This window comes from Acetobacterium paludosum (assembly GCF_008086595.1).
In the GTDB taxonomy this organism is placed as follows: domain Bacteria; phylum Bacillota; class Clostridia; order Eubacteriales; family Eubacteriaceae; genus Acetobacterium; species Acetobacterium paludosum.
On record NZ_RXYA01000014.1, the window covers coordinates 96,572 to 110,369 of the forward strand.

Annotated in this window: 10 protein-coding genes; 3 read left to right on the top strand and 7 right to left on the bottom strand. The window is 45.0% G+C overall.

Features of this window, described 5'->3' with window-relative positions:
* Positions 1–264 precede the first annotated feature (264 nt).
* A complete protein-coding gene (gene tsaA, locus FZC41_RS14135; protein ID WP_148568113.1) occupies positions 265–936 on the top strand; it encodes a tRNA (N6-threonylcarbamoyladenosine(37)-N6)-methyltransferase TrmO in 672 nt (223 codons plus the stop codon).
* Positions 937–999: 63 nt separating this feature from the next.
* Here the strand turns inward: tsaA and FZC41_RS14140 are convergent, their stop codons facing one another.
* From FZC41_RS14140 to FZC41_RS14165, 7 genes are all read right to left on the bottom strand, one after another.
* A complete protein-coding gene (locus FZC41_RS14140) occupies positions 1,000–1,605 on the bottom strand; it encodes a sugar O-acetyltransferase (protein WP_148568089.1) in 606 nt (201 codons plus the stop codon).
* A 30-nt stretch (positions 1,606–1,635) separates the two neighbouring features.
* A complete protein-coding gene (locus tag FZC41_RS14145) occupies positions 1,636–2,280 on the bottom strand; it encodes a hypothetical protein (protein WP_148568090.1) in 645 nt (214 codons plus the stop codon).
* A 212-nt stretch (positions 2,281–2,492) separates the two neighbouring features.
* The gene (locus FZC41_RS14150) at positions 2,493–3,923 is read right to left on the bottom strand and encodes a GerMN domain-containing protein (protein WP_148568091.1); all 1,431 of its coding nucleotides are present in this window, start codon (positions 3,921–3,923) and stop codon (positions 2,493–2,495) included.
* 182 nt (positions 3,924–4,105) lie between these two features.
* Entirely contained in the window at positions 4,106–6,823 is a 2,718-nt protein-coding gene (locus FZC41_RS14155) for a methyl-accepting chemotaxis protein (protein WP_148568092.1), read from the bottom strand.
* Positions 6,824–7,179: 356 nt separating this feature from the next.
* The gene (locus FZC41_RS14160; protein WP_148568093.1) at positions 7,180–10,044 is read right to left on the bottom strand and encodes a methyl-accepting chemotaxis protein; all 2,865 of its coding nucleotides are present in this window, start codon (positions 10,042–10,044) and stop codon (positions 7,180–7,182) included.
* Positions 10,028–10,189, bottom strand: a complete 162-nt coding sequence (locus FZC41_RS17355) for a hypothetical protein (protein WP_170253998.1) — start codon at positions 10,187–10,189, stop codon at positions 10,028–10,030. The genes FZC41_RS14160 and FZC41_RS17355 overlap by 17 nt, the downstream gene beginning before the upstream one ends.
* A gap of 148 nt (positions 10,190–10,337) precedes the next feature.
* Positions 10,338–11,321, bottom strand: a complete 984-nt coding sequence (locus FZC41_RS14165) for a uroporphyrinogen decarboxylase family protein (RefSeq protein ID WP_148568094.1) — start codon at positions 11,319–11,321, stop codon at positions 10,338–10,340.
* Between the two features lie 414 nt (positions 11,322–11,735).
* On the opposite strand from FZC41_RS14165, the gene FZC41_RS14170 reads away from it, so the two are divergent.
* Complete coding sequence (locus tag FZC41_RS14170) at positions 11,736–12,443, top strand: LytR/AlgR family response regulator transcription factor (RefSeq protein WP_148568095.1); 708 nt, start codon at positions 11,736–11,738, stop codon at positions 12,441–12,443.
* Between the two features lie 11 nt (positions 12,444–12,454).
* Positions 12,455–13,786 (top strand): sensor histidine kinase, encoded by a 1,332-nt coding sequence (locus FZC41_RS14175; protein WP_148568096.1) that lies wholly within the window; start codon positions 12,455–12,457, stop codon positions 13,784–13,786.
* Positions 13,787–13,798: the final 12 nt, after the last annotated feature.

A 13,798-nucleotide genomic window follows, 5' to 3' on the forward strand; every position in this document is an offset into this window, starting at 1 on the left:
TAGATAAAAAGCCATTAAAAAAACCTGCAATCAGCAGGCTCATCAATTCGGAATTTGATTTAACAGACAAAAAATCATTCATAAATCCATTTAATCGATTTATGAATGATTGCATCATATGGTAGAATATAGATAATAACTGTTATCATGTATTATGACACAGATGAAGGAGACACCATCATGCTCAAAAACACGCCCCCCAGTAAAGACCCCAATGAAACAGCGATACCGGATCAGCCCACCAGCGATCCTGAAAATCCGCCCATGAAAATAATTGCGCGAATTCGCAGCGATTTCCCTGAAAAGTTCGGGATTCCCCGGCAAAGCGGCCTGGTGGATGCCCTGAAAGCCATCATCGTCTTTGAACCGGCCTATCGGAATCCTGACGCCCTCCGTGGCCTGAAGAATTTCTCGCATATCTGGCTCATCTGGGGGTTTTCTCAGAGCGTCCGGGCCCAATATTCACCGACCGTAAGACCGCCCCGGCTGGGGGGATCCAAACGAATGGGCGTTTTTGCCACCCGTTCCCCCTTTCGCCCAAACCCCATCGGCCTTTCTTCAGTAAAGATTGACCGCATCGAAAACCATCCCGAACTGGGCCCCATCATCCATGTTTCCGGGGCCGATCTTCTGGATCAGACCCCGATTTATGACATCAAGCCTTATCTTGTCTACACCGACAGTCATCCTGAAGCCGCCGGCGGTTTTATCGATCCGGTCAGCGACTACATTCTGGCAGTGGATTTTCCTGCGGCTTTGCTGCAGCTCATTCCCCGTGAACACCAGTCCGCCCTGATGGGGGTTCTGGCCCATGACCCGCGGCCATCCTATCAGACGGACCCGCTGCGCATCTATGGGCTGGCATTCAACCGCTTCAATATTCGGTTTACCGTGAAAGACGGGGTCCTCACCGTTTGTCAGGTCACGGCCATCTGAACCCTATCAATCCTGTTCTAACAATTTGTTGAATACCAAATAAACAACCGATACTTCAAATTATTATAGTAAATCCAGCTTTGAATCTTTTTCTGTAATCAATCTAATTGGCTTACAGGGATTACCATATCCAATATAATTATCTGGAATATCTTTTGTAACAACACTACCTGCTCCAATGACGGCATTATTGCCAATATTTACGCCACCGCAAATCACCACATTGCAAGCAATCCAAACATTGTTTCCAATGTGGATTTCATCCGCATATTCTGACGTGGATACATGACCATCTTGGTATTTCATAGCAAGTCTTTCTTCTGGAATAAGTGGATGCGAGGACGCCATAAGCGATACATTAGGACCAAACATAACATTATCCCCGATGTAAATCCTGCCGTCATCTAAAATCGTCGTATTAAAATTCGCAAAGAAATTTTCACCAATATAAGTATGACATCCGTAATTTATCTGTATCGGTCCCTGAAAATAATATTTTTCGCCTATTTTTCCAATAAATTCTTTAATTATCGGTAAGCGATTCTCATCATACTCATCAAGTGCATTAAATTTTTGGCAAAGAATATGTGCTTTGTGCTTAATATCACGCAGTTCCTGAGAACGAGCATCAAACAATTTACCTTGAAATATTTTTTCTTCTTCTGTCATTCTTTATCCTCCTAAAATAAAATCATAAAGCTAAATTTTTAAAAAAGCTTGGCAGCCCCTCATCACTTCCTGAGGCCGTCTGACAAACGCCGCAACCGCAAATACCTGCACTCTGCCATCCCCCGCAAACAAAAATATCTGCTCATCCCGAATCGCCATGCGGTTCTCGTCAAACCGATATTCCTTTGCTTCACCGCTGCTTTCTTTTATCGAAACAGCCGTCATCCGCTTTATCTCAACATACAGCCGATATTCCGCTTCTGTTTTAATATATAGCTCCGGCATATCCTCGGCGTTTTCCAATAAAAACTGATTGGTATAGGTACTGACAATCGGGCAAAGCTCTTTGGGCCGGATTCGCTTAGGCAGTTCCAGCCATTCTTCAACCGTAAATTTATAGTAAAAGTCTTCTTTGCTTTTCAGGGTTTCACAGGTGACGACTTCCCCGTAATACCAAATCCCGGACTGCTCTTTGCCAAAAGCGCGCATTGGCTGATACAATGCGATCGTGTGAATGGGCAGCCGCATATCGGCCACGCTTTTCTTGGGTATCCGGTAAAAGCGATGGGTCAGATTGTCCGCTAACTGCTTAACATTCCGCACCACCCCCACCATCACATCCCGTTGTGTGAAATCCACCTGCTGCAATTTTATTTCAATGCCGATCGGAAGCACCGCCCTTTCAAAAGCTGATTCTGAAGATTCGTCATGCGTTCCTCCAAATTTATTTCATTTATTGCTTATATTGTAACCATTTTCGGCTGATTAGGTCAATAAATATTCGTTTTTTCTTTATAAAGAAGCAATGCCACAGTTATTCATCAACTTTAAAAGGCTCTCCCGGACATGTTCGTCCGGGAGAGCCTTTTGCTCATGCCTTCATAGTATCAATTTATTAACACCGTGCCGTTAAGATCAACCGTTAAATATTCCCCTTGTCCCAGGGCCATATGGCCGGATTCGTAGAGCTGATTATCAATCGTCAGAAGCACCCGCTCCACACCATAGTAGTTCCCAAAAGTATTGGCAATGCACTGAAGCCTCATTGCTTCCAATTCAGAGCCGGCATTCATTTCCGTCAGGTAGTCATTGCTCAAGTCGATATATACCATGCCATCCTGATTCAGATACAGACTGTTGATTTTGGTATTTGGTGAAAACACCGTGAAGGGGGCATCCTGTTTATAGACGGCGGCCAACGTGACTCGGGTAATATCGTTGGTGTGAAAATCAATTTTTTTTACCTGATAATAAATTTTTTCGTCATTAATATTGGGATAGAAGAAGGAAATGGATTGAGTCATCACTGCCCCTTCCTCAATTGACTTCAGAGACGAGGTGATTTCTTCGCCATTCTCTCCGATCTTCGAGACCGATTTTACCAGACCAAGATCCTTCACGTAATAATCCAGCTGTTTCTGATTGGGCTGATCAGCCGATGTGGTCGTCACTTCAAGGGCCTGAAAATTGCCATAAGGTGTGGTTACCGCGGCGGCAACGTTAGTAATGCTTCTAACCCTGGCATCCGAGAGCGTCCAGGTCGTTCCGGTTTTAAGCGGCTCCATTAATAAGACATCCTCCTGATTACCTTTATTAAGCATATTTTCGCGGTAATAGGTTTCCGCTTTCGACAGTGTTTTTACAAGCTTGTGGTCAACCACTTCAATGACATCCACTATTTCTGTTCCCCCATTGTTGATGCGCTGCTGAACCTTAGTTGGGGTGGCATAGTCAATGAAGACATCATAGGATGCGAATTCATTTCCCTGTCCTTCATAGACAGACTTTGTATTTTCCCTGATTGGAAAATAATCTTCAATTCTAGGCGTTGCTTCATTCACAAGCCTTATTTCAACAGCTTCCAGACGTAGACTCTGACCCGTCGTTCCGGCTATTTCACCGTCCTTGACCCAGGGCATCCAACCGATATTTTGAACATGCGCTCGGTATTCCACCGAATAACCCGGCAGATTTTCAAGGGTTATTTTAACTGCTTCCATCCGCAGGCTTTGCCCCGTGGTTCCCGCCTCCTGACCGTTACTCACGACGCTTTGCCATCCAACATTTTGAACATGGGCCTCATATTTTATGCTGGCCTCTCCAGGGGCATTGTCAAGATTAAGCTTAAGTGCTTCCATTCTCAGGGATTGTCCCGTTGTTCCTGCCGTTTCTCCTTCACCCACAAAGGACTGCCAGCCAATGTTTTGAACATGGGCCTGATACGATACAGATACCTCACTATTTGCCAAATTTGACGTGGGAACAAAAAAGGCAAACATCATAAAAGTCGTCAATATGTAGACTAAAATTCTTCTCATAACGCAATCCTCCCTTATTCATTCTTACTTAATCAGTACCCTGAGATTGAATTGCTAAACAAAATAGTTAGTTGATAAATAAATTAAGGGAACGTCACCGTTATCTTCAAAAAAGAACAAAAAATAAAGGCCTCCCGGTTTGCATCAGCAAACCAGAGAAAGCCTTCAATATTTTACCGTGTCTAGTATTTATCGCTATCATCATCTAAATTGATGATGGGCTGGGACGACGATGGGGTTCTTGGTTTCGGCGGTTTGGAAACCACTTCTTTTTTAGAAGAACCTTTTGCTTTTGAATCTTTAATTTTAAAGGCGTCCACCATTTGTTTCAGCATTTCTGCCTGCCCGGAAAGCTCTTCGCTGGCGGCGGCACTTTCTTCGGCGGTGGCGGAGTTGGTCTGTACCACCTGGGATACCTGCTCGATCCCCTGGGTAATCTGAGCGATTTCCGAGGCCTGGTCGTTGGAGGCCTGGGCAATATTACCAACCAGCGTCGTTACTTTTTCAATCTGGTCGAGGATGTCTCTTAAGCTTTCGGCTGTCTGGTCGGCAATTTTTGTACCCGTTGCCACCTTGTCAATGGAACCTTCGATGAGACCCGTGGTTTCCTTGGCGGCTTCCGCACTGCGGGCAGCCAGCGAGCGGACTTCTTCCGCCACAACTGCAAAGCCTTTACCGTGCTGTCCAGCCCGAGCGGCTTCCACGGCGGCATTCAGCGCCAGAATATTGGTTTGGAAGGCAATATCATCAATGACTTTGATGATTTTGGAAATACTCTTGGATGAGTCATTGATTTCCACCATTGCGGTGACCATTTCACTCATCTGCTCATTGCCTTCAACGGCATGAGATCGCACGGTGTTGGTCAGTTCATTGGCCTGATTGGCATTTGCGGCATTTTTATTCGTTTCGCTGGCTACCTCTTCAATGGAGGCTGTCAATTCCTCAATGGCGCTGGCCTGTTCGGTGGTACCCTGGGACAACGCCTGCCCACCGTCGGATATTTGTTGAGCGCCGATTTTCACCTGGTCGGCCGCAATATTAATGTCCGACAAGGTAGTGCTAAGGCTGGTGGTAATCTCATTAAGAGCATTTTTAATGGCCTGGAAGTCGCCAAGATAGTCAGTAGTAATCTCCTGATTAAAGTTCCCCTGACCCATTTGTTCGAGCGAATTCGTGATTTCATCCACATAATGTTTCAGAAATGCGATGGTGTTGTTTAAAGCATTTTTTATCTGGGCATGATCGCCTTGGTAGTTACCGACCATCGCCGTGCTGAGATTCCCGGTTGAAAGTTCATTCAGCGTGTCACTTGCTTCAAGTAAAGGTTGGATAACGGCATCCAGTGTTTGATTGAAGCCTCCGATGACTTTGGCGAATTCACCCTGGAATTTACTGACATCACCACGGTTGCTAAGATCACCTTCCACAGCAATATTAGCCATAACTTCGGTTTCTTTGACAAGACTTTTTATGTTCTCAATCATTCTCACTAAGCTCGGGATCAACGTGTCGTTGTCACTTCTCCTGCCGATTTGTTTTAAGGCATCCAGATCAGTCATATCCCCATCGGCGATATGGGTTGAAATAGCAACAACTCGGTCGAGACGCGCATGAACCGCATTGATTGCCAGCGCGATTTCTCCGTAGATGCCGGAATAAGTGGCTTCAATTGTTTCAGAATAATCATTCAGACTCATTTTGCCGAGAATACGGTTTCCTTCGGTTAATGCTCCCAATCCATCAATGCAGGCATTGATGCTGTTCTTCAAGGTATCAAAATCGCCATAGTACGTTTCTGTAATTTTAGCTGGAATTTTTCCCTGTCCTATCTTTTCCACATAATCTGCCGCCACATGCAGTGGACCAACCACGGCATCCAGCGTGTCATTGACGCCCTGAACGATTTCTTTATAGCCGCCATTAAAAGCATCGATGTTTCCTCTTTTGTCCAGATGGCCTGCCACGGCTGCCTTAGACAGCATGTTAGCATCGGCAACCAGAGCCCGAATGGTTTCGATGGTCTTTTTAAGCGCTGGTGTAATTTCATCCTGGTCATCCCTGACTTTAATATTGGCCGAGACATCCCCCTGGGAGATCTGGTTCATGGTACCGATCACCACTTTTTGAAGGTCGTCAGCTAAACCGTCCATGGCCATAGCCATTTCCCCAATTTCGTCGTGGGTATCTATGTTTAATCGTTCGCTCAAATGACCCTTACGCATTTCTTTAATCATGTATTCCGCTTTTTTAATTGTCTGGCTGACGATCTGAGCGATATAGATTCCTGAACCGATCAAAACAATTAGAAGCACAATTGAAATGGCAATAAATATTTGTAAAGTTGCAGCTACTAAAGCATCAAATTGATTATCACCATTTGCTGATTCCTGCGTGATTGAATCACTTACTTTAGTCATTTGATCCTGATATTGATTCCTCAGCGAATCCATTTGAGTATCTAATTGTGTGATTGCTGTTGTATCTCCAGTTGCTTTTATTATCGGAAGTGCTTGATTTTCAAAGATAGCAATATATGCATTCATAGCATTTTCAGCAGCATTTATTGAATTTTTTTCATCTTCAGTATCGGCAACATTTTTAACAAACTGCAGTGAATTTAATTCCTTCTGCTTCGCGTCATCCCATGCTTTTTGGTTTTCTGCGAAATTACGATTGACGACTACATCGGCATATATTGTATTTAATCGATCTAAAGATGACATTGCATCTTTTGCAGTCACAGCGTTTGCACTTAATATATTTCCAGAATTTTGTAATTGACCCAGTCTGTTCATACTTGAATAGCTAATAAAAAACAGTATCGCTACCGCAATCACAGCTATTCCGATAATCGAAAGTATTTTTGTTCGAATTTTAAAGTTGTAAAACCATCTCATCGTGTTGCCCTCCTAATGGCATAAAATATTTTCGTAGCTATCAGATAATAACGCTATCTGTTCAAACAACAGTTTGCCTTCATTGTTGCTTTATTAGGATAGCACATTTATCAGATAATTAATAGTTAAGATCTTATTATATTTGTTTTATTTTTCTATATTGAGTTGAATTAAACTATTCGCAAATTTGAGACCAATCAACTTTGCCATAAGAAGTAAAAAAGGAGGCCTTGCTATGATGCTATTTCGCTGTAACAGCGAAATAGCATCAAGTTTTTTACCGAAAAGAACAAAAAAATGAAGGCCTCCCGGTTTGCATCAGCAAACCAGAGAAAACCTTCAATATTTTACCGGATCTAGTATTTGTCGCTGTCATCATCTAAATTGATGATGGGTTGTGACGGGGATGGGGTTCTTGTTTTTGGCGGTTTGGAAACCGCTGGTTTTGTTTGGTAACTTTTTGTGTTTGCGTTTTTAATTTTAAAGGCATCCACCATTTGTTTCAGCATTTCCGCCTGGCCGGAAAGCTCTTCGCTGGCGGCGGCGCTTTCTTCGGCAGTAGCGGAGTTGGTCTGCACCACCTGAGATACCTGCTCGATCCCCTGGGTGATCTGAGCGATTTCCGAGGCCTGGTCGTTGGAGGCCTGGGCAATATTCCCAACCAGCGTCGTTACTTTTTCAATCTGGTCGAGGATATCTCTTAAGCTTTCCGCTGTCTGGTCGGCAATTTTTGTACCCGCTGCAACTTTTTCAATTGAGCCTTCAATGAGGCCGGTGGTTTCCTTGGCGGCTTCCGCACTGCGGGCGGCCAGCGAGCGGACTTCTTCGGCCACAACCGCAAAGCCTTTACCGTGCTGTCCAGCCCGAGCGGCTTCCACAGCGGCATTCAGCGCCAGAATATTGGTTTGGAAGGCAATATCGTCGATCACTTTGATGATTTTGGAAATACTCTTGGATGAGTCATTGATTTCCACCATCGCGGTGACCATTTCACTCATCTGTTCATTGCCCTCAACGGCATGGGATCGCACGGTGTTGGTCAGTTCATTGGCCTGATTGGCATTGGCGGCATTTTTCTTGGTTTCGCCGGCAACCTCTTCAATCGAGGCGGTCAATTCTTCAATGGAGCTGGCCTGTTCGGTAGTACCCTGGGACAACGCCTGCCCACCATCAGAAATCTGCTGGGCCCCGATTTCAACCTGACCGGCGGCAATGTTAATATCCGACATGGTGGTGCTGAGGTTGGTGGTGATTTCATTCAGGGCTGTTTTAATGGCCTCGAAGTCGCCCAGATAGTCTTGGGTGATATTCTGATCCAGGTTGCCCCGGCCGATTTCTTCCAGGGTTCGGGTGATTTCATCCACATAGCTTTTGAGGAAGTCCACAGTTTGGTTCATAGCGTCCTTAATGACCGTGTAATCACCCTGATAATTGCCGACCATTCCGGTGTTCAAATTTCCCCGGGCCAGTTCGTTCAAGGTGGCTGAGGCTTCCTGAACCGGTGCAACTACGGCATCCAGGGTGGCATTGACCCCGTCAACAATCCGGGCAAACTCGCCCTGATGTTTGCCGGCATCCGCCCGGGTATCGAGTTTGCCGTCAATTCCGGCCTGAGCCAGCATGGTGGCATCATTAATCAAATTGCCAATGGCGCTTTTTACTTCGGCCAAACTATTGCCAATTTCGTTAAATTGAGCACTGACTTCAGTTGTGTATTCATCGGCTTGACCGATATTCATATCAAAAGCAACATCCCCCTGGGAAAGAAGAATCAGGTTGTTTTCCAATCGTATCACTTCATTTTTCGTATAGTCGCTGACCCGAATCATTGATGTCAGATCGGTGACGACTTCCACGAAGCCGACATTTTCGCCTTTGGTATTCTTGAGGTAGGCGGTGTCCTGCTTATTGCTTTTGCCACACCATTCAAAATAGCTGTCGGCTAATCCCTGATCAACCAGTCGTCTAATCCCACAGCCTTCGGTTCGGCAGATATCTGCTCCGGCATTGTAGCAGTCCATGCCACGGGCGGAATCCCGATCTTTAATGACATTGCCGGCGATCATATTGTCTTCAAATGGTTTATTCATAAAGGTCCATTTCATGTTATTATCCGTGACATGAATGGGGAATGGCACCGCATCGATAATCGCTTCGTACCAGACCATTTTATCCACCACTGTATCCAGAGTGGCATTGACCCCTTCAACAATTTCTTTGAACCCGCCATTAAAGGCATCAGTATTGCCCCGGGTATCCCATTTACCTTCTACCGCCGCCTTAGACAGCATAGTGGCTTCAGCAATCAGACTGCGAATGGTTTCGATGGTCTTTTTAAGCGCCGGCGCAATCTCATCCTGGTTATCTCGGACTTCAATATTGGCCGAGACATCCCCCTGGGAGATCTGATTCATGGTACCGATCACCACGTTTTGAAGGTCATCAGCCAATCCGTCCATGGCAATGGCCATTTCCCCAATTTCGTCCCGGGTATCCATGTTTAAGCGTTCTCCAAAATGACCCAGGCGCATTTCTTTGATCATATTTGCTGCTTTTTTCAGCGGCCGGTTGATCGCGATACTCAGGAGCAGACCCAGGGCAATTGCAAAGATAATCCCCACCGCCATAATCATCGTCATGGTGGTGATCACGCCGTTTGCCAGGACGGTATTGGCGTCAGCCTTTTCTTTGGCATCATCGACTTTCATAGCAACAATTTTGGAAATCGCCGCCAGTTCCGCACGGGCACCAATTCCGGCTGCCCCATTCTCAGCTAAGAGCGCAGTGGCCTCAGCATCCTGGTTCTGGGTGGCCAGCGTCATCACCGCCTCAAGTTGAGGTACATAGACCTTGCGAGAATCAACAAAGCCCTGAAAGGCTGTTTTCATATCATCTGAGTTAATTGTTTTCTCAAATTCAGTGACATCAGTATCAATCTTTGCTCTTTCCTCGGCAATTTTATCGCCAAAGGCTTTAATACTCTGGGGATCGTTTGCAGCGATCATGTCCCGGGCATCTACGCTTATGTTTTGAAAGGCTGTTGAGATATCGCCAATCTGTGCAATTGGAACGGTATTGTTTTGAAAAAGTTCCATGCCGGAGTTTTCCAAATTTTTAATGTTTGTTATCCCCACATAACCCACAATACCGATCGCCAGTGCCACCAGAATAAATCCGGTTAACAGCTTTGCCGTAATTTTCATGTTATAAAACCATTTCATTCCTAAAACCTCCTGCTATCATTTTCTTTTTCTCGTTTTCCATTTCTTTTTCTTTTTCTTTTTCTTTTTCTTGTTCTCTGCGTCTTTTTTCTGAGGGCTCTCCTTTTTTTATTAATAAATTATAATGATAAAGCGGTTGTTCCATTCCTTCGAAACAATCGCTTTAAGTTATCCGTCTGATATTCGTATATTAGATTATATGTTTTATTTAATCTGAAAGCAAGACATTATTTTCTCTGTTTCCAGTAAATTTCGCTTTCCCCATTCGGCAGCCGCAGTTAGTACTTCAATTATTAAAACATTTCCCTGGTGAGTTGGTCGATCACGTCACTGGTTGCTTCATAAACACCCGGGAATGAGCTGATATTCAACCCCTGGCTGAGATTGGGAATGAAGTATAATTTACCGCATTCTTCACAGGCTTTTTTAGCATCTTCATAAATTTTTTCTCGGGTCCAGCCGGGGAAATCGACTCGGCCGCTGTCAATATCGCCCATAAAGGTGATTTTTCCACCATATTTCTTGATGAGTTCCGGCACCTTGTTGGTTGTCATCACCCCCTGCCAGATATCGATACCCATTTCAATCATTTCTGGAACGAGGGTTGCGGCATAGGAGTCACTGTGATGAACGATCACTTCAACACCATTGGCTTTCCAATAGCCGTAGACTTTCTTGTAAGCGGGTAGAATAAACTCATCAAACATTGCCGGTGAAATAAATGTAGAAATCTGGCTGCCCCAGTCATCATGATGGAATAAGGCATCGGGATGAATATGCTTAATGCATTCTTTTGCATAAGCCAGCTCATACTCAACAACGTAAGCAATCAGTTCCTTCATGGCTTCCGATTCTTCATAGAGTGCCATCAAGGCGTCCTCCATGCTCATGAGATGATGGGTCATTTCAAAAATACCGGGGGCACAAAATGCCGTTACAAATTTATCCTTACGATCGACAGCATTCGCATGTGCTTCCGCCGCCGCCCATTCTTCATCGGTATAAAAAACAGAGGGCGCCTTCACGCTTTCTTTCCACTTGGTAATATCTTTTACTACTTTGTGTTCGTCATCATGCATCGGAAATGAGCCGATTTGATCTGCCGGCCAATCAAACGTGATGCCCCATTTATTTTTGACTCTTGTGCCTGGTTCCGGCGCCAGGGGAAGATCCATCGGGGCTTCTAAAATCAGCTCCATAAATTCATACTGATTGACAAAGCGATCGGGATGGCCGCCTTTCATCACTTCCATTAAATTCTGTCTTTTTGTCAACATTGTAATACCTCCTAGTATTTGAAAATCTTATTTTTAGCTGTTAAGCATTTACTAATTCTTTAGCCTTTACAGCCGCACTGCCGACATGGTCGTGGTCAGCAAAACCTGAACCAGACTACCAGTTTTACCGGGCAACGCAAACCAAATATAATCGCCTTGTTCTTTTGCTAGTTCTTCTATAATTCTTTCAAATTAATATACCCGCAAAATTAAATTCAAAACATTTGTGATAATATTCTAAAATAAAAATAAGGTTTCTGATGAATACCGCCTGGTATTTGATCAACACCACCACTACGATTGTGGTTGGATCTGTATTGCCTTCATTGTTTTCATAGATCATGCCGTCATATTTTGCATCATCAACAGATTTTATGGTAAACTAAAGAAAAGCAAAGAAGGATGTGACACTCAATGGCCCTAAAAATTGCGGTATGCGACGATAATCCCAGCGACAGGCAGCGTCTGCTATCGCTTATTAAATCAGTACATTCCGACAGCAAGTGCACCGCCTATGAAAGCGGTGAAATGTTGCTCTGGGATTTTGACAGCGGCGCTCGTTTTGACATCATATTCCTTGATATTTTTATGGCCGAAATGACTGGAATTGACGCGGCAAAACACATTCGTATGACAGAATCCGAAACACTTTTAATCTTTGTCAGCAGCAGTAATGATTTTTATCGGGAATCCTATGATCTTTATGCCTTCAACTACCTCATTAAACCACTGACTGAAGACAAGCTGAACGAGGTTCTGGGCCGGGCCCTGAAACAGCTAAACAAAGATGCAAATCAAGTGATTCGTATCCCTTTCATGGGCAGCCTGCATACCATCCACTGCAACCAGCTTTTGTATCTTTCGAGCAAACAGCACACGGTGAATTTTCACCTGAAAAGCGGTGAAACTTTAAAATCCTATGGCAAACTGGACGACTTTATCTCACAACTGCCCGCCGAAAGCTTCATGCGCTGTCATCAGAGCTATATTGTCAATTTGAACCAGGTAACTGCTATGACAACCAGTGAATTCACCCTTGGTGACATCAGCATTCCTATTTCCCGAAGCTACTCCGGACAGGCCCGGAACCAGTATCACGAACTTTTGTTTCGTAACTTTTAAGGAGTCATAAAATGATCTATCTAACACATGTCTGGGAAATGATATGGCACAATCCCGGTACCGTTACCGTTGCCATTGGTGGGATGCTGCTGTATTTCTGCTTTCTTCGGCCCCGCTGGAAATGGTGGCTGTACCCGACGATGCTGACGCTGACCTTCTTTTCCCTGCCGCTGCTGACGGTCCTGTTTGCCGCAGTGTTTCATCAGCCCAGCTCCTACAGCGTGTTGATGTCCGGCCTCGGGTATTGGATTGATATAATGGTGTTGATCGCCTTTCGGGAGGATTTGGGAGCGATGATGGCCTTTCTATTCACTCAAGGCATTCTCAACCGATTATTCACCTTCTGTGGTTTTATTCTGCACATTCCACTAAGTACGGCGGTTGGCGGTGATCTGGAAACAGGTATGTCGGCGGCACTAATGCTGGTGGTGATGTACACTGTGATTTTACTTTTATCCTGGCTGGTACTACGTGAAAAAGGCCGCCGGCTGATTCAAACCGAGCTGCCACGTCATAACTGGTTCGCCCTGGCGGGCTTCGCACTTTCTGCTAAGCTGATCATTGATTTCTGCTCGGACTATGCCTTTGAATTAAACCCCTATTCCGATATCAAAATCATCTGGGCCATGATCGCCGTCTGCCTCTTTTCCCTGGCAGTCCTCGTTTTGTATCTCTACAACATGATTTCCACCATGAAACATCTGGAACTGAAATCCGCCTCGAATCGGCTGGTTTTTGAGAAGGAAGCACAGCAACGGTATTATGAAGCCCAGCTTCATAATCAGGAGGAGCTGCACCGGATGAAGCACGATATGAACGGACACCTGAGCACTGTCGCCCAGTTGCTTAAAGAGAATAACCGAGACGAGGCTGTCCACTACCTCGACAGCCTCGGAGATTACGCTGAAAGCCATCAGAAAAAGCTGTATTCCGACGACCCTTATCTTAACGCCGTGGTCACAAACTATGCCGCACTTTTTTGGGCCAACAATACGACCTTCGAATACGATATCCAGGCGGGCCGGATGGTGCTGAACCAGGTGGAAATGTGCATGGCCCTAAATAATGCGCTGCAAAATGCACTGGAAGCCTCACTAAAACTACTGCCTGAGCAGCGTAGTGTTCAATTACAAATCAAAACAAAGCAGCGCCGTTTTCTGTTTCGAGTTACCAATCGCTTCAACAACGAGATTATCATGAACGGCAAGGTCCCGCAATCCACCAAGAAAACTCCCGGCCACGGCTATGGCCTCCTGAGCATCCGAGACGCGGCAGAGTCTCTCGGCGGCTTTATTACTTGCAACATTGAAGGAGATCTATTTGTACTGGATGTCTCCATCTGAAGGTCATTTTTT

Excerpts from the sequence above, each read along its gene's own strand:
- tsaA (WP_148568113.1), top strand. The coding sequence starts at position 265 with ATGAAAATAATTGCGCGAATTCGCAGCGATTTCCCTGAAAAGTTCGGG.
- FZC41_RS14140 (WP_148568089.1), bottom strand. The coding sequence starts at position 1,605 with ATGACAGAAGAAGAAAAAATATTTCAAGGTAAATTGTTTGATGCTCGT.
- FZC41_RS14150 (WP_148568091.1), bottom strand. The coding sequence starts at position 3,923 with ATGAGAAGAATTTTAGTCTACATATTGACGACTTTTATGATGTTTGCC.
- FZC41_RS14155 (WP_148568092.1), bottom strand. The coding sequence starts at position 6,823 with ATGAGATGGTTTTACAACTTTAAAATTCGAACAAAAATACTTTCGATT.
- FZC41_RS14160 (WP_148568093.1), bottom strand. The coding sequence starts at position 10,044 with ATGAAATGGTTTTATAACATGAAAATTACGGCAAAGCTGTTAACCGGA.
- FZC41_RS17355 (WP_170253998.1), bottom strand. The coding sequence starts at position 10,189 with ATGGAACAACCGCTTTATCATTATAATTTATTAATAAAAAAAGGAGAG.
- FZC41_RS14165 (WP_148568094.1), bottom strand. The coding sequence starts at position 11,321 with ATGTTGACAAAAAGACAGAATTTAATGGAAGTGATGAAAGGCGGCCAT.
- FZC41_RS14170 (WP_148568095.1), top strand. The coding sequence starts at position 11,736 with ATGGCCCTAAAAATTGCGGTATGCGACGATAATCCCAGCGACAGGCAG.
- FZC41_RS14175 (WP_148568096.1), top strand. The coding sequence starts at position 12,455 with ATGATCTATCTAACACATGTCTGGGAAATGATATGGCACAATCCCGGT.